Source organism: Enterobacter cloacae complex sp. GF14B, assembly GCF_004136805.1.
Lineage (GTDB): Bacteria > Pseudomonadota > Gammaproteobacteria > Enterobacterales > Enterobacteriaceae > Enterobacter > Enterobacter hormaechei_C.
Map to the genome: position 1 here is coordinate 1 of NZ_QFRV01000087.1, position 15324 is coordinate 15324.

A 15324-nucleotide genomic window follows, 5' to 3' on the forward strand; every position below is an offset into this window, starting at 1 on the left:
AGCCCGAGCGGGTGGCTGGCAAGCGGGGCGAGGCCGTGGGCAATCCAGTCGCCCAGGCCTGAGGCCATGATGATGCCGATCAGCGCCGAGACGAATGCCATAAACGGCAGAATGGTCTTCAGCACCGTGTCGATGGTGTCGCGCCCCGACTGGAACAGCACCGCCACGGCGGACCCCATCCCCATCCCGACCTTCGCCAGCAGGCCATCGCTCTGCTCGGTGATTTTTTTGCTGGTGTCGTACTCGCGCGGGGCCGCTTTTTGCGGCGCAGATGTGCCATTCACCAGCGTGATGTTGTCTTCCTTCACGCCTGACACATAAATATCTTCAACGATGTACTGCGCCAGCGGGCCGGATTTCCCGGTGGAGTGAATATTTACCGTCGGAATGCGGCGCTTCGGATAGATGCCGCAGCGCAGCGTGCCGCCGCAGTCGATCACCGCCACGCCGATTTCCGCTTCCGGCGGTTCGCCTTCCTTGAAGCCGTCGACCGCTTCCCAGCCGGTCAGATCGCGCAACTTGTCGACGATCGCCGGGCGCGTGCCCGCGGTGATGTACACAATCTTTTTGCCTTCGGTGGCGTCGAACTCCAGCGGGCCGCCCCAGCCGCCCGTGCCTTTCTCAATGCGGATCCGGTTCATGCTGTGGCTCCTGAAAGATGGACTTTCTGTTCAAGCTGGATGCCCATTTTTTTCTCGAAAATGGCGGTGGTGAGGTCAGTCACCCAGCCGCGGAAGAAGTTGGTCACCAGACCGACCAGCAGGTAGCTCACCGCCAGCGGGCCGAGCGGCAGGCCAAGCGTGGTCAGGCCGCTGGCGATCCCGAGATAGACAAACAGTTCGCCGGGGTTGATGTGCGGGAACAGGCCGTTCATGGAATGGCAGCTGTAGGAGGCGGCGGCGTAATAGCTCGGCTTGTACTTCTCTGGCATAAAGCGGCCGAGGCTTAAGGTCATCGGGTTGCAGAACACGAAGGTGCCGATAAAGGGCAGTATCAGGTAGCGGGACAGCGGGTTTCCGGCGCAGCGCTGGGCGAAGCGCTCGATGCGCTGCTGGCCGATAAAGTTAATCAGCGCGTTCATGATCACCAGCAGGCTGATCAGCAGGGGCAGGATCCCGGTCACCATGCCAGTGAACACTTCTCCGCCTTTCTGAAACAGCCCGATGAACCACTCGGCGCCATGGGTGATGGTTTCTATCATTCTTCTCTCCTGTAGGGCGTTTGTTTTTGTCTATCTGCGGCTAATAATAATCACTTTGAAAGGTTTTAAAGTGTTAGTTAGATCTCATAATGAAAGAAAAATGTATTATTTTGAAAGTTTATTGGTGAGGTGAATAATTTTTGGTGGAAAAAGGCACGGATTTGCGTTGGGGAGGTGCGTACCGCTTCCTTGAGGAGTTGGGGATGCTTTACCATACTGGGTTCTTACCGAACTCGTTAAATGGATGCCACATGTTCAAGCGTCGTTATGCAGCGCTGTTGCCTGCGCTTATTCTCCTGTCCGCCTGTAGTAGCAAACCCAAGACCGAAGCCGTTCAGCCAACGGCGGGCGCGCCTTCCGGAGGATTCCTGCTGGAGCCGCAGCACAATATGATGCAGATGGGAGGCGACTTCGCGAATAACCCTGCGGCCGAACAGTTCATCGATAAAATGGTGAGCAAGCACGGTTTTGATCGCCAGCAGCTGCATGCCATTTTGTCTCAGGCGAAGCGTCTGGACTACGTGCTGCGCCTGATGGACAGGCAGGCGCCGACGGCCCAGGTGCCGACCGGGCCAAACGGGGCGTGGCTGCGTTATCGCAAACAGTTTATTACCCCGGACAACGTGCAAAATGGCGTGGTGTTCTGGAATCAGTATGAAGACGCCCTGAACCGCGCGTGGCAGGTCTATGGCGTGCCGCCGGAGATCATCGTCGGTATTATTGGGGTTGAGACCCGCTGGGGACGCATTATGGGTAAAACCCGCATCCTCGATGCGCTGGCGACGCTCTCCTTCAACTACCCGCGTCGCGCGGAGTATTTCTCTTCCGAGCTGGAAACCTTCCTGCTGATGGCGCGAGACGAACAGGACGATCCGTTAGATCTGAAAGGGTCGTTCGCCGGTGCGATGGGCTACGGCCAGTTTATGCCGTCCTCCTATAAGCAGTACGCGGTAGATTTTAACGGGGATGGTCACATCAACCTGTGGGATCCCGAAGACGCTATTGGCAGCGTGGCCAACTACTTCAAAGCGCATGGCTGGACGCCGGGCGGCCAGGTGGCGGTACAGGCGAACGGCGAAGCGTTTGGTCTGGAAAACGGATTTAAAACCAAATACAGCGTGGCGCAGCTGGCAGCGGCAGGCTTAACGCCGTCTCAGCCGCTGGGCAATGTTGACCAGGTGAGCCTGCTGCGCCTGGATGTCGGAACCGGTTATCAGTACTGGTTCGGGCTGCCGAACTTCTACACCATTACCCGCTACAACCACAGCACGCACTATGCGATGGCGGTGTGGCAGCTGGGGCTGGCGGTGTCTCAGGCGCGTGTGCCAGCAGCGTCACCGTTTAGCCAGTAAGTCCCCTTATGCCTCCCTCTCCCTGTGGGAGAGGGCTGGGGTGAGGGCACCCGCCCGCACCTGTTTCCCGCAGAAACATTTCGCCACACTCCCAGTTTACTCCCGCCGTTTACATCTCAATCGCCTTTCATTATTGTTATGTTATAACATTATTTAATTGAGATATCCATGTCCCTGTTTTCTCTCTCATCCTCGCTTCGGCTGCTGCTGGCGCTGGTGCTCATTCTGTTTCTCGGCCTGGCCGTGCGCTGGGCGGTGGCGTTGCCATGATCGTGATGAACGACCTGGTGGCGGGTTACGATCGCCAGCCCGTTACGCGCGCGCTGTCCGGCGTGATTGAACGCGGGAGCATGACCGCCATCGTCGGGGCCAACGGCTGCGGCAAATCCACGCTGCTGAAAACGCTCGCCGGCTTTCTTCCGCCCGTCAGCGGTACGTTTCGCTGGCAGGGGAGACGTCCGGTGGTGGGCTGGCTGGCGCAGCGTCACGCGCTGGAGGCGCAATTTCCTCTGACCGTGCAGGACGTGGTGAGCATGGGCTGCTGGCCAGCAATCTCTCTGTTTGCCGGTTTTCGTCGGGATGCCCGCATGCGCATTGCCGGCGCGCTGGAGCGCGTGGGGCTGGAGTCCATGGCGTTCTCCACTATTGATGAACTTTCCGGCGGGCAATTCCAGCGCATGCTGTTTGCCCGCGTTTTAGTGCAGCAGGCACCGCTGGTGATGCTGGACGAACCCTTCACTGGCGTCGATGAAGCGACCTGCAACGTGCTGATGGATCTGATGCTGGAGATGTATATGCAGGGGCAGACCCTGCTGGCGGTACTGCACGACAGCGAACGCGTCTCGCGCCACTTCCCACAAACGTTGCGGCTGGACGCTGATACGCCGCACTGGAAAACCGAGCGGGTGAGGGTGGCATGATCTGGCATCTCTTCTTCCAGCCGTTTATTGAGTACGGCTTTATGCGGCGCGCGCTGGTGGTTTGCCTGGCGCTCTCCGTCAGTACCACTGCGCTGGGTGTATTCCTTCAGCTGCGTCGGATGAGCCTGATGGGGGACGCCCTTTCTCACGCCATTTTGCCGGGTGTCGCGGTGGGCTATCTGCTCAGCGGAATGTCGCTGCTGGCAATGACTGTCGGCGGGTTTATTGCCGGTATCGCCGTTGCGCTGGTGGCCGGGCTGGTCAGCCGCCGTACACCTCTTAAAGAGGATGCCAGCTTCGCGGGGTTTTACCTGGGTTCCCTGGCGCTGGGCGTCACGCTGGTGTCGCTGCGCGGTTCAAATGTCGATCTGCTTCATCTTCTGTTTGGCTCCATTCTCGCCGTGGATAGCGCGTCAGCCCTGTTCGTGACGGGCGTTTGCATGTTCACGCTCCTCACGCTGGCGATTTTTTATCGTGGGCTGGTCAGCGAAGCGTTCGACACTGCGTGGTTGCAGGTGAACGCGCGCTGGCTGCCCGGGATGTTACACGGTCTGTTTCTGGCGCTGCTGGTTCTCAACCTGGTGGCCGGTTTTCAGGTACTCGGCACGTTGATGGCCGTCGGGCTGATGATGTTACCCGCCGTGGCGGCACGCTGCTGGGTGCGCACACTGCCAGGGTTACTTTTGATGGCGGGTATCAGCGGTATTTTTTGCGCGTGGCTGGGCTTAAGTCTTTCCTGGGCAGTGAGTCTGCCCGCCGGGCCCTCCATTGTGCTGACCGCCAGCGCATTGTTCTTTATTTCAGTTTTATTTGGCACGCGCAGCAGGCTGGCGGATAGCCTGCGGGCGCTTTTTTAACGCAAGGGGAAACGATGAAACGTACAGGGTTAGCCGTGGCGCTCGCGCTCGGCATGATGACGCACGGCGTAATGGCGAAAACGCTTAATGTGGTGACCAGCTTTTCCATCCTGGGAGACATCACGCAGCAGGTTGGCGGCGATCGTGTGAAGGTGACGACGCTGGTGGGGCCGGACGGTGATCCCCATACTTTCGAACCCTCGCCCAAAGACAGCGCGGCGCTGAGTAAAGCTGACGTGGTGGTGGTCAATGGGCTGGGGCTGGAGGGTTGGCTCGACCGTCTGGTAAAAGCTTCTGGATTCAAAGGCCAGCTGGTGGTTGCCTCGGACGGCGTGAAAACGCACACGCTGGAAGAGGGCGGTAAAACCGTGACCGATCCGCACGCGTGGAACAGCGCGGCGAACGGCGCGCTGTATGCGCAAAATATTCTCTCAGGGCTGGTGAAGGCCGATCCTGAAGATACGGCGGCGCTTGAAGCTACCGGTAAACCCTATATTGCGCAGCTCTCTCAGCTGGACGGTTGGGCTAAAAAGCGTTTCAGCGACATCCCACAGGCGAAGCGCAAAGTGCTGACCAGCCACGACGCCTTCGGCTATTTCAGCCGCGCCTACGGCGTGACGTTTATGGCGCCGCAGGGGCTGTCGTCTGAGAGTGAAGCCAGCGCGGCGCAGGTAGCGGAGATCATCAACCAGATTAAAGCTGACGGCGTGAAAACCTGGTTCATGGAAAACCAGCTTGACCCGCGTCTGGTGAAGCAGATTGCGACCGCCACGGGCGCCCAGCCGGGCGGTGAACTTTACCCGGAAGCGCTGTCCGCGAAGGGCGGCGTGGCGGACACCTACGTCAAGGCGTTTCGCCACAATGTGGACACCCTCGCTAACAGCATGAAATAAGCGTCTCTCTGGCCGGTGCGCCCGCATCGGCTTTTTTCTGAAGCCCCCTCGTAAAACCCGACGCGCATCCCCATATTTGATGAGAAAGTGCTATCTTGTGCTGCATGTTTTTCTAAGGCCTGGAGCGAGAATGACTGACCATGAATTGATGCAGCTAAGCGAAGTGGTGGGGCTGGCGCTGAAACAGCGCGGCGCGACTCTCACGACCGCAGAATCCTGCACCGGCGGCTGGGTGGCGAAAGCAATTACCGATATTGCTGGCAGTTCCGCCTGGTTTGAACGCGGCTTTGTGACCTACAGTAACGAGGCTAAAGCGCAGATGATTGGCGTGCGTGAAGCTACGCTTGAGCAGCATGGCGCGGTCAGCGAACCGGTGGTGATCGAGATGGCGATTGGCGCGCTGAAAGAGGCGCGCGCAGATTACGCTATCTCCATCAGCGGTATCGCGGGGCCGGACGGCGGCAGCGACGTGAAGCCTGTCGGCACCGTCTGGTTTGGCTTTGCCACCTCAAAAGGTGAAGGGATCACCCGCCGGGAATGCTTCAGCGGCGATCGCGAAAGCGTGCGTCGTCAGGCAACGGAATACGCGTTAAAAACGCTCTGGCAACAATTTCTACAAAACACTTGATACTGTATGACTATACAGTATAATTGCCTCAACAGAACAGAAGTCCATGGTGAAGCGCAGTTGCTTCTCCCGGCATGACAGGAGTAATAATGGCTATCGACGAAAACAAACAGAAAGCGTTGGCGGCAGCACTGGGCCAGATCGAAAAGCAATTCGGTAAAGGCTCCATCATGCGCCTGGGTGAAGACCGTTCCATGGATGTGGAAACTATCTCCACTGGTTCGCTTTCTCTTGATATCGCACTGGGCGCTGGCGGTTTGCCGATGGGCCGTATCGTAGAAATCTACGGTCCGGAATCCTCGGGTAAAACCACCCTGACGTTGCAGGTTGTTGCGGCGGCACAGCGCGAAGGTAAAACCTGTGCGTTTATCGATGCCGAGCACGCGCTGGACCCGGTCTATGCCCGTAAACTGGGCGTTGATATCGACAACCTGCTGTGCTCCCAGCCGGACACCGGCGAGCAGGCACTGGAAATTTGTGACGCGCTGGCGCGCTCAGGTGCGGTTGATGTGATCATCGTCGACTCCGTTGCGGCGCTGACGCCAAAAGCGGAAATTGAAGGTGAAATCGGTGACTCTCACATGGGCCTCGCGGCACGTATGATGAGCCAGGCGATGCGTAAGCTGGCGGGTAACCTGAAGCAGTCCAATACGCTGCTGATCTTCATCAACCAGATCCGTATGAAAATTGGTGTAATGTTCGGTAACCCGGAAACTACCACCGGCGGTAACGCTCTGAAATTCTACGCTTCTGTCCGTCTGGATATCCGCCGTATCGGCGCGGTGAAAGAGGGGGATAACGTAGTCGGTAGCGAAACCCGCGTGAAGGTTGTGAAGAACAAAATCGCAGCACCGTTCAAACAGGCTGAGTTCCAGATCCTCTACGGCGAAGGTATCAACTTCCTCGGCGAGCTGGTTGACCTGGGCGTGAAAGAGAAGCTGATTGAAAAAGCGGGCGCATGGTACAGCTACAACGGTGACAAGATTGGTCAGGGTAAAGCGAATGCTATCTCCTGGCTGAAAGAGAACCCGGCGGCGGCGAAAGAGATTGAGAAGAAGGTGCGTGAACTCCTGCTGAACAACCAGGACTCTAAACCTGATTTCGTGGTCGACGGCGCGGATGCTGAAGAAACCAACGAAGACTTTTAATCCTCTCGGATAAAAATGAAGGGCTGCTGATGCGGCCCTTTTTGCATTTCTGTATCGACAGGTTTTTTATGAGTGAACCGACATCACGCCGACCAGCCTACTCACGCTTGCTGGATCGGGCCGTGCGTATTCTTGCCGTGCGTGACCATAGCGAACAGGAGCTGCGGCGGAAACTGTCAGCGCCCGTCATGAGCAAAAACGGTCCGGAAGACATTGATGCCACCGCGGAAGATTATGACCGCGTGGTTGCCTGGTGCTACGAGCATCACTATCTGGATGACGGCCGTTTTGCCGCTCGCTTTCTTGCCAGTCGTGGTCGTAAAGGCTATGGGCCAGCGCGTATCCGCCAGGAGCTGAACCAGAAAGGCGTTGCCCGTGAATCGATTGAAAAAGCCATGCGCGAAAGTGAAATTGACTGGTGCGAACTGGCGCGTGAGCAGGCGGTACGAAAGTACGGTGAGCCGCTGCCGCGTGAATTTTCAGAAAAAGTTAAAATCCAGCGCTTTTTGCTCTACCGCGGCTTCCTGATGGAAGATATTCAGGATATCTGGCGTAATTTTACCGATTGAACGCATGCGGGATTTTACTTCCCACTAAAGAAAACTTATCTTATTCCCACTTTTTCCAGTAGCTGGTCCGTCCAACTGTTTACAGATACAGATCTGCTGCGACATTTCGTTAGCTTGATTTCAGGATAATTATGAGCAAGAGCACCGCTGAGATCCGTCAGGCGTTTCTCGATTTTTTCCATAGTAAGGGACACCAGGTTGTTGCCAGCAGCTCCCTGGTACCGAACAATGACCCGACTCTGCTGTTTACCAACGCCGGGATGAACCAGTTCAAGGATGTGTTCCTTGGTCTCGACAAGCGTAATTATTCCCGCGCCACAACCTCACAGCGTTGCGTGCGTGCGGGCGGTAAACACAACGATCTGGAAAACGTCGGTTACACCGCGCGCCACCACACCTTCTTCGAAATGCTGGGTAACTTCAGCTTCGGCGACTACTTCAAACACGACGCCATTCAATACGCGTGGGAACTGCTGACCGGTGAAAACTGGTTCAATCTGCCGAAAGAGCGTCTGTGGGTGACCGTGTATGAGACCGATGACGAAGCGTTCGACATCTGGGAAAAAGAAGTGGGTATCCCTCGCGAACGTATCATCCGTATCGGTGACAACAAAGGCGCGCCTTACGCGTCTGATAACTTCTGGCAGATGGGCGACACCGGCCCTTGCGGTCCGTGCACCGAGATCTTCTACGATCATGGCGACCACATCTGGGGCGGCCCTCCGGGAAGCGCGGAAGAAGATGGCGATCGCTATATTGAGATCTGGAACATCGTCTTCATGCAGTTCAACCGTCAGGCCGACGGCACCATGGAGCCGCTGCCAAAACCGTCCGTAGATACCGGTATGGGCCTTGAGCGTATCGCGGCCGTTCTGCAACACGTTAACTCCAACTATGAGATTGACCTGTTCAGCACCCTGATCAAAGCCGTTGCTGAGGTAACGGGCGCAACCGATCTGAGCAACAAATCACTGCGCGTTATCGCAGACCATATTCGTTCCTGTGCGTTCCTGATTGCTGACGGCGTTATCCCGTCAAATGAAAACCGTGGCTATGTGCTGCGTCGTATCATTCGTCGTGCGATCCGCCATGGCAACATGCTGGGCGCGAAGGACACCTTCTTCTATAAACTCGTTGGGCCACTGATTGGCGTGATGGGCTCTGCCGGCGACGAGCTGAAACGCCAGCAGGCGCAGGTTGAACAGGTTCTGAAAACCGAAGAAGAGCAGTTTGCCCGTACGCTGGAGCGCGGTCTGGCGCTGCTGGACGACGAGCTGGCGAAACTCAAGGGCGACACGCTGGATGGCGAAACCGCTTTCCGCCTGTACGACACCTACGGCTTCCCGGTTGACCTGACGGCGGACGTTTGCCGCGAGCGCAACATCAAAGTTGACGAAGCAGGCTTTGAAGCCGCAATGGAAGAGCAGCGTCGTCGTGCGCGTGAATCCAGCGGTTTTGGCGCAGACTACAACGCGATGATCCGCGTTGATAGCGCGTCTGAATTTAAAGGCTACGAAGAGCTGGCCCTGACCAGCAACGTAACCGCGCTGTTTGTTGACGGTAAAGCCGTAGACAGCATTAGCGCGGGTCAGGACGCGGTTGTTATCCTGGATAAAACGCCGTTCTATGCGGAATCGGGCGGTCAGGTTGGCGATAAAGGCGAACTGAAAGGCAATGGCTTCAGCTTCAGCGTAAGCGATACCCAGAAATACGGTCAGGCGATTGGTCACCAGGGCAAACTGGTTTCCGGTTCTCTGAAAGTGGGCGAGGGCGTTCAGGCCAACGTTGACGAAGCTCGCCGCGCGCGCATTCGTCTGAACCACTCGGCAACCCACCTGATGCATGCAGCCCTGCGCGAAGTGCTGGGTACGCACGTTGCACAGAAAGGTTCTCTGGTTAATGACAAAGTGCTGCGTTTCGACTTCTCGCATTTTGAAGCGATGAAGCCATCTGAAATTCGTGCGGTGGAAGACCTGGTGAATGCCCAGATCCGCCGTAACCTGCCAATCGAAACCCACATCATGGATCTCGAGGCAGCGAAGAAGAAAGGTGCGATGGCGCTGTTTGGCGAGAAATATGACGACCGCGTTCGCGTGCTGAGCATGGGCGACTTCTCTACCGAACTGTGTGGCGGTACTCACGCATCCCGCACCGGTGACATCGGCTTGTTCCGCATCGTTTCCGAGTCGGGGACGGCGGCAGGCGTGCGTCGTATTGAGGCGGTGACCGGGGAAGGCGCAATTGACAGCCTGCATGCGCAGAGCGACCAGCTACACGAGATCGCGCAGCTGCTGAAAGGCGATAGCCAGAACCTGGGCGAAAAAGTGCGTGTCACGCTGGATCGTACCCGTCAGCTGGAAAAAGAACTCCAGCAGCTGAAAGAACAGGCTGCGGCGCAGGAGAGCGCAAACCTCTCCAGCAAAGCGGTAGACATTAAGGGCGTCAAACTGCTGGTCAGCGATCTGGCGGGCGTTGAGCCTAAGATGCTGCGTACCATGGTCGACGATCTGAAGAACCAGCTTGGTTCGACGGTTATCGTGCTGGCAACGGTCGCAGAGGGTAAGGTTTCTCTGATTGCGGGCGTCTCTAAGGATGTGACGGATCGTGTCAAAGCAGGGGAACTGATTGGCATGGTCGCCCAGCAGGTGGGTGGCAAAGGTGGCGGTCGTCCGGACATGGCGCAAGCCGGTGGTACGGATGCGGCGGCACTTCCCGCGGCATTAGCCAGCGTTGAAAGCTGGGTAAGCGCGAAACTGTAATAACTACAAAGCACAAGCAGACGCCATAGCGGTAACGTTATGGCGTCTTGCTCACTGCGCTATCGATAACGATAAAGTCAGGTTGAGTTTGTGTATATCGGCTAAACTTACGTTTAACAGAATGTGATGCCGTGACTGCTTACACTTTACGTGTTTGTCATCGCTTACTTTTTGGCGTTATATGATGGATAATGCCGGGATACAAGAGACCCGACTCTTTTAATCTTTCAAGGAGCAAAGAATGCTGATTCTGACTCGTCGAGTTGGTGAGACCCTCATGATTGGGGATGAGGTCACCGTGACAGTTTTAGGGGTAAAGGGTAACCAGGTACGTATTGGTGTTAACGCTCCTAAAGAAGTATCTGTCCACCGTGAAGAGATCTACCAGCGTATCCAGGCTGAAAAATCCCAGCAGTCCAGTTACTGATATTGTCGCGTCTCGCTGTCGGGCGAGACGCAACCCTCCTGTTATTTTTCCTGCATAAAGTTACCGTTCTATTTCAAACGCTTCGTTTTTGACCACTCTCATAACCTTATCTCATCCAAATGACGCGCTTCTCTCAACAGAATTCTGTGAAGATGCCTGCAAAATCCGCTTATAAAACACTCTCTTTGCGGCTTTTACATGCGAATTGAGTGCGAATTGTGCAAACGAAAAAAGCATGTGGAAAATTGTTTGACTTATAAGTCCCAGAAAGTAATATATGCGCCACGCAGCGACGAGAAGCTCTTAACGAGTTGCTCGAAGCACTCGAAAGAGGCGTTGTGTGGTGAGGTGGCCGAGAGGCTGAAGGCGCTCCCCTGCTAAGGGAGTATGCGGTCAAAAGCTGCATCCGGGGTTCGAATCCCCGCCTCACCGCCATTTTGCATCCGTAGCTCAGCTGGATAGAGTACTCGGCTACGAACCGAGCGGTCGGAGGTTCGAATCCTCCCGGATGCACCATCTATTACTTCATATTGCTTTCGAAGTGATATGAATATCGAGCAGTACAGTAGTAAATCCCGATGCATCCGTAGCTCAGCTGGATAGAGTACTCGGCTACGAACCGAGCGGTCGGAGGTTCGAATCCTCCCGGATGCACCATTTTTTACTTCATATTGCTTTTGAAGTGATATGAGTATCGAGAAGTACAGCAGTAAATCCCGATGCATCCGTAGCTCAGCTGGATAGAGTACTCGGCTACGAACCGAGCGGTCGGAGGTTCGAATCCTCCCGGATGCACCATATTTTACTTTGTGTTGCTTTTGAAGCGATACCGAGTATCAGCAGTAACAGTAGTAAATCCCGATGCATCCGTAGCTCAGCTGGATAGAGTACTCGGCTACGAACCGAGCGGTCGGAGGTTCGAATCCTCCCGGATGCACCATCTTCTCCCCCCTTTGTTTATTCCTTCGACGTTCCGTCAGCAATCACGCTCTCTGTCAGCGACAAAAATCCCCTTTTACGATAAAGTAATGCTTTGTTAATCGTTTAGCGAGAGCACGATGTACGCACAGTATGACGGTTTGATCTTCGACATGGACGGCACCCTCCTGGATACCGAACCCACGCATCGTCAGGCCTGGACCGAAGTCCTGGGCCGTTACGGTATGCGTTTCGATTTACAGGCGATGATTGCCCTCAACGGATCGCCCACCTGGCGTATCGCACAGGCCGTGATTGAGCTGAATCAGGCCGATCTCGACCCTCACCAGCTCGCGCGTGAAAAAACCGACGCGGTAAAAGCCATGCTGTTAGACACCGTGCAGCCTTTACCACTCATTGACGTCGTCAAGGAGTGGCACGGCCGTCGTCATATGTCTGTCGGTACGGGCAGCGAGAGCGCGATTGCTGAAGCGCTACTCAATCACCTTGGCCTGCGCCACTATTTTTCTGCCGTCGTTGCCGCCGATCATGTTAAACATCATAAACCCGCACCGGATACCTTCCTGCTCTGTGCAGAATTAATGGGTGTTCCACCTGCAAAATGCGTGGTGTTTGAAGATGCTGATTTTGGTATTCAGGCCGCGCGTGATGCCGGAATGGCGGCGGTGGACGTTCGCTTACTGTGAGTGACGCGCTGTCACTCGCTTCATTATTCGCCAGCAGTTTTTTAAGCTCCACCCTCTTACCGGGGAATTCGGAAGTGGTGCTGGTGGCGATGCTGTTGTCCGGCGTAAGTCAGCCCTGGTTGCTGGTCTTAATAGCAACAATGGGTAATAGCCTTGGAGGGCTGACTAACGTTATTCTTGGACGTTTCTTTCCGCTACGCGAAAAATCTCGCTGGCAGGAAAAGGCAGTGGGCTGGCTAAAACGCTATGGCGCTGCCACGCTGTTATTAAGCTGGATGCCTGTAATAGGCGATTTACTGTGTCTGCTGGCGGGATGGATGCGCATCTCCTGGGGACCGGTGCTCTTTTTTTTGTGCCTTGGCAAGGCGTTACGCTATGTTTTACTGGCATGGGTAACACTACAGGGTATGACGTGGTGGCACTAATTGGTGGAATGAATTCGCGACCTTCAATCGTCAACCATTACAATTATGCTGAGTGACAATTTTTTGACAGGCGGGAGGTCAAATTGATCCCGGACGTATCACAGGCGCTGGCCTGGCTGGAAAATCACCCTCAGGCACTGAAGGGGATTCAGCGTGGGCTTGAGCGCGAAACGCTGCGCGTAAATGCGGATGGTAGCTTAGCGACTACGGGACACCCGAAGGCGTTAGGCTCGGCGCTGACACATAAATGGATCACAACCGATTTCGCCGAAGCGCTGCTGGAGTTCATCACGCCAGTAGACGGTGATATTGATCATATGCTGACGATCATGCGCGACGTGCATCGCTTCACCGCCCGCAACCTCGGCGACGAGCGTATGTGGCCGCTCAGCATGCCGTGCTATATCGAGCAGGGGCAGGATATCGAGCTGGCGCAGTACGGTACCTCGAATATAGGTCGGCTGAAAACGCTGTATCGCGAAGGACTGAAAAACCGCTACGGCGCACTGATGCAGACGATCTCTGGCGTGCACTACAACTTTTCTCTGCCGATGGCGTTCTGGCAGGCGAAGTGCGGTGAAACGGATAAAGAAGCGATCTCCGCGGGCTACTTCCGCCTGATCCGCAACTACTACCGTTTTGGCTGGGTTATTCCGTATCTGTTCGGCGCGTCCCCGGCTATCTGTTCATCGTTCCTGCAAGGGAAACCGACCACGCTACCGTTCGAGAAGACCGAATGTGGCATGTATTACCTGCCATACGCGACCTCCCTGCGCCTGAGCGACCTTGGCTATACCAATAAATCGCAAAGCAATCTCGGAATTACGTTTAACGATCTGCACGAATATGTGGCAGGCTTGAAGCGGGCGATAAAAACCCCGTCGGAAGAGTACGAAAAAATCGGCCTCGAAAAAGACGGCAAACGCCTGCAAATTAACACCAACGTGTTGCAGATTGAAAATGAACTGTATGCGCCGATTCGTCCGAAGCGCGTGACGCGCAGCGGTGAAACGCCGTCGGATGCGCTACAGCGCGGCGGGATCGAATACATTGAAGTGCGCTCGCTGGATATCAACCCGTTCTCACCGATTGGCGTTGACGAGCAGCAGGTTCGTTTCCTTGACCTGTTTATGGTCTGGTGCGTACTGGCGGATGCGCCGGAAATGAGTTCCGACGAACTGCTGTGTACCCGTGCCAACTGGAATCGCGTGATTCTGGAAGGGCGCAAGCCGGGCCTGACGTTAGGTATTGGCTGTGAAACGGCTCAGTTCCCACTGTCTAAGGTAGGGAAGGATCTGTTCCATGACCTGAAGCGCGTAGCCCAGACGCTGGATAGCGTGTACGGCGGCGAAGCTTACCAGAAGGTCTGCGACGAACTGGTTGAAAGCTTTGATAACCCGGAACTGACATTCTCAGCACGTATTCTGCGTTCTATGATTGAGCAGGGAATTGGTGGCACAGGGCGTTCACTCTCAGCGGAGTACCGTGAGATGCTGATGCAGGAGCCGTTAGAGATCCTGAGCGAAGCGGATTTTGTGGCAGAGCGCGATGCGTCCGTTGTGCGTCAGAAAGAGGTCGAAGCGGCGGATACGGAGTCGTTTGAGGCGTTTCTGGCGAAGCAGGCCTGAACCAAAAGAAAAAGGCCACATCGCTGTGGCCAAAATATACATCTCTGAATTCAGGGATGATGATAACAAATGCGCGTCTTTCATATACTCAGACGCGCATTCTGTAGAAGAGTTCAGTTTATTTTAAAAAAAATCACTATCGGAGGTGACGTATGCCGTTATTAGATAGCTTTACTGTCGACCATACCCGTATGGAAGCACCAGCAGTCCGCGTGGCGAAGACCATGAACACGCCGCACGGCGACACGATCACCGTTTTCGACCTGCGCTTCTGCGTGCCGAATAAAGAAGTGATGCCAGAGAAAGGCATTCACACGCTGGAACACCTGTTCGCCGGATTCATGCGCGACCACCTGAACGGCAACGGCGTGGAGATCATCGATATCTCTCCGATGGGCTGCCGAACCGGTTTCTACATGAGCCTGATTGGTCAGCCTGAAGAGAAACGCGTCGCGGATGCGTGGAAAGCGGCGATGGAAGACGTGCTGAAGGTGAAAGAGCAGAACCAGATCCCTGAGCTGAACGTTTACCAGTGCGGCACTTACCAGATGCACTCTCTGGAAGAAGCTCAGGAGATTGCCCGTCATATCATCGAACGTGATGTTCGTGTAAACAGCAACGACGAGCTGGCCCTGCCAAAAGAAAAACTTCAGGAACTGCACATTTAGTATCGTGCCTGTGGATGCCCGGTGGCGCTTCGCTGACCGGGCCTACAATCCTGATGACGACAACCACCACCTTCTCCTTTACCCATCGCCCGCTTGTGCCGTTTTCGCATGATTATGCTCATGGCGACAGCGAGCCGTGGCATCAGCACGACTGCGCGCAGCTCCTGCACAGCCTCACCGGCGTCGTGCGGGTGGATACCGCATCCGGCTGCTGGGTGGTGCCG

Annotated in this window: 15 protein-coding genes, 5 tRNA genes and 1 pseudogene; 19 read left to right on the top strand and 2 right to left on the bottom strand. The window is 55.6% G+C overall.

What is annotated here, in order from left to right; genetic code table 11:
* On the bottom strand, positions 1–641 hold a 641-nt coding region (gene srlE / locus DD606_RS20855; RefSeq protein WP_129259065.1), incomplete at its 3' end, for a PTS glucitol/sorbitol transporter subunit IIB.
* Entirely contained in the window at positions 638–1201 is a 564-nt protein-coding gene (gene srlA, locus DD606_RS20860; protein ID WP_003862164.1) for a PTS glucitol/sorbitol transporter subunit IIC, read from the bottom strand. The genes srlA and srlE, both read right to left, overlap by 4 nt.
* Positions 1202–1452: 251 nt before the next feature.
* Between srlA and mltB the strand changes: the two genes are divergently transcribed.
* The 19 genes and pseudogenes from mltB to DD606_RS26510 all read left to right on the top strand — a co-directional run.
* Positions 1453–2553 carry a lytic murein transglycosylase B gene (gene mltB, locus DD606_RS20865; protein ID WP_057979986.1) on the top strand — a complete coding sequence of 367 codons (1101 nt, stop codon included), beginning with the start codon at positions 1453–1455 and terminating at the stop codon, positions 2551–2553.
* A gap of 266 nt (positions 2554–2819) precedes the next feature.
* Positions 2820–3473, top strand: coding sequence for a metal ABC transporter ATP-binding protein (locus tag DD606_RS20870; protein ID WP_022651726.1), 654 nt, complete (start codon positions 2820–2822; stop codon positions 3471–3473).
* The gene (locus tag DD606_RS20875; RefSeq protein ID WP_015571669.1) at positions 3470–4330 is read left to right on the top strand and encodes a metal ABC transporter permease; all 861 of its coding nucleotides are present in this window, start codon (positions 3470–3472) and stop codon (positions 4328–4330) included. The genes DD606_RS20870 and DD606_RS20875 overlap by 4 nt, the downstream gene beginning before the upstream one ends.
* A gap of 14 nt (positions 4331–4344) precedes the next feature.
* A complete protein-coding gene (locus DD606_RS20880; RefSeq protein WP_022651725.1) occupies positions 4345–5223 on the top strand; it encodes a metal ABC transporter substrate-binding protein in 879 nt (292 codons plus the stop codon).
* A 130-nt stretch (positions 5224–5353) separates the two neighbouring features.
* Positions 5354–5851 carry a nicotinamide-nucleotide amidase gene (pncC, locus tag DD606_RS20885; protein WP_003862172.1) on the top strand — a complete coding sequence of 166 codons (498 nt, stop codon included), beginning with the start codon at positions 5354–5356 and terminating at the stop codon, positions 5849–5851.
* Between the two features lie 89 nt (positions 5852–5940).
* Positions 5941–6999 (top strand): recombinase RecA, encoded by a 1059-nt coding sequence (gene recA, locus DD606_RS20890; protein WP_015571667.1) that lies wholly within the window; start codon positions 5941–5943, stop codon positions 6997–6999.
* Positions 7000–7067: 68 nt separating this feature from the next.
* Entirely contained in the window at positions 7068–7568 is a 501-nt protein-coding gene (recX, locus tag DD606_RS20895) for a recombination regulator RecX (protein WP_017382782.1), read from the top strand.
* Positions 7569–7699: 131 nt separating this feature from the next.
* On the top strand, positions 7700–10327 hold the full coding sequence (gene alaS / locus DD606_RS20900; protein WP_129259067.1) for an alanine--tRNA ligase: 2628 nt from the start codon (positions 7700–7702) through the stop codon (positions 10325–10327).
* 241 nt (positions 10328–10568) lie between these two features.
* Complete coding sequence (gene csrA, locus DD606_RS20905) at positions 10569–10754, top strand: carbon storage regulator CsrA (protein ID WP_000906486.1); 186 nt, start codon at positions 10569–10571, stop codon at positions 10752–10754.
* A 342-nt stretch (positions 10755–11096) separates the two neighbouring features.
* A tRNA-Ser gene (locus DD606_RS20910) sits at positions 11097–11189 on the top strand.
* Positions 11190–11193: 4 nt separating this feature from the next.
* Positions 11194–11270 (top strand) — tRNA-Arg (locus DD606_RS20915).
* A gap of 64 nt (positions 11271–11334) precedes the next feature.
* A tRNA-Arg gene (locus DD606_RS20920) sits at positions 11335–11411 on the top strand.
* Between the two features lie 64 nt (positions 11412–11475).
* Positions 11476–11552 (top strand) — tRNA-Arg (locus DD606_RS20925).
* A gap of 65 nt (positions 11553–11617) precedes the next feature.
* A tRNA-Arg gene (locus tag DD606_RS20930) sits at positions 11618–11694 on the top strand.
* A gap of 118 nt (positions 11695–11812) precedes the next feature.
* Positions 11813–12379: a fructose-1-phosphate/6-phosphogluconate phosphatase gene (gene yqaB, locus DD606_RS20935; RefSeq protein WP_129259069.1), complete on the top strand. Its 567-nt coding sequence runs from the start codon at positions 11813–11815 to the stop codon at positions 12377–12379.
* Entirely contained in the window at positions 12376–12804 is a 429-nt protein-coding gene (locus tag DD606_RS20940) for a YqaA family protein (RefSeq protein WP_017692791.1), read from the top strand. Before yqaB ends, DD606_RS20940 begins: the two co-directional genes overlap by 4 nt.
* Before the next feature lie 83 nt (positions 12805–12887).
* Positions 12888–14432: a glutamate--cysteine ligase gene (gene gshA, locus DD606_RS20945; protein ID WP_022649137.1), complete on the top strand. Its 1545-nt coding sequence runs from the start codon at positions 12888–12890 to the stop codon at positions 14430–14432.
* A 152-nt stretch (positions 14433–14584) separates the two neighbouring features.
* Positions 14585–15100: an S-ribosylhomocysteine lyase gene (luxS, locus tag DD606_RS20950; protein WP_003862180.1), complete on the top strand. Its 516-nt coding sequence runs from the start codon at positions 14585–14587 to the stop codon at positions 15098–15100.
* A 53-nt stretch (positions 15101–15153) separates the two neighbouring features.
* Positions 15154–15324: pseudogene (locus DD606_RS26510) on the top strand (AraC family transcriptional regulator); the annotation flags it as partial.